This window comes from Amycolatopsis sp. NPDC051371 (genome assembly GCF_040682155.1).
GTDB lineage: Bacteria > Actinomycetota > Actinomycetes > Mycobacteriales > Pseudonocardiaceae > Amycolatopsis.
The window spans coordinates 1-1,110 of record NZ_JBFBAG010000128.1; the positions used below are offsets into that span (position 1 = coordinate 1).

Consider the following 1,110-nt stretch of genomic DNA (forward strand, 5'->3'; position numbering starts at 1 on the left):
GGGAACAGTTCACCTTGCTCGGTGCGGGTTTCAACGCGGTAGCGGCGCACGATCAGCCGGGCGGTGATGGGGCCTTCGGGGTGTGCGGTGGGGTTGGTGAAGGCGGTGTAGTCGGTCTCGGCGACCTGCGCGGTGTGGATCCAGGTCTGGGTGTGCTCGTCGAAGACGGGAGTGGCGTAGGTGATCGGGATCCAGTCCTCATCGGCGATGGACTCGATCACGGTCTGCAGGCCGGTGTGCCAGCGCATGGTGACCGAGAACCGGGCCCCGTCGTCGACGATGGCGTGGATCAGGGAGCAAACGTAGTAGCCGGAGTCGCCGCGCACCAGCAGCTGCCCGGTGGCGCCGCAGCCGCGGGCGGTGCGCAGTGCTTGTGTGATGAAGGAAGTGGCGTTGCGGCGGGAGTCGGCCTGCCCGCCGCGCAGCCGGGTCGCGAGGATCACCGGCGCCGCGATCGGGGTGGCCAACGTGGCGGCGAGAAAGTTGTAGCCGCGGGTGTGGGTGTAGCCGTGGTTGGCGCCGACTTTCCGCTGTCCGTAGACGCGGGTGATTTTCGAGTCCAGGTCCACGATCGCGTAGTCGCCGATGCCGGGTAGCAACCGGCTGGTGGTGCGGGCCAGGCGGGTCAGGATCTGCGCGGCGAACGCTTCCAGGGCCGTGGTGTGGCCGATGTCGAACCCGCGCAGGAACGTCCCCACGGTGGACGGGGCCCGGATACCGCGAAACAGCCGGTCCATGGCGCCGTTTCGTAGCACATCGCAGTCGTCGATGCTGTCCGCGCCGGCGGCCATCCCGGCTATCAGCGACATCAGTTTCGTGTTCGGGTTCGCGCCGGCCGGGCCGGGAATCCGGATCCGGGCGGCGGCGAGGTCGGCGAAGCCGATGTTCTCGGTCAGCCGTAGCAGGGGCAGTAGCCCGGCATGGGCCACGACACTCTGATCGTCGAAGGTGGCTAGCGTCCTGGCTCGGGTATGAGATGCTCGCATCCAGCAGATGCCCTCTCACTTTGGTTTGTTTGTTCCCTAGACAAGAACAATCATCCCAGGTCAGAGGGCATCTGCGCGTCTACGACACCGCCTCACCCACCACATTCACCGGTGGATCCAGGTC

Annotated in this window: 1 protein-coding gene; it reads right to left on the bottom strand. The window is 66.8% G+C overall.

Annotation, left to right across the window (positions count from 1 at the left end):
* On the bottom strand, positions 1-929 hold a 929-nt coding region (locus tag AB0M59_RS53600), incomplete at its 3' end, for a transposase (RefSeq protein WP_364632182.1).
* Positions 930-1,110 lie beyond the last annotated feature (181 nt).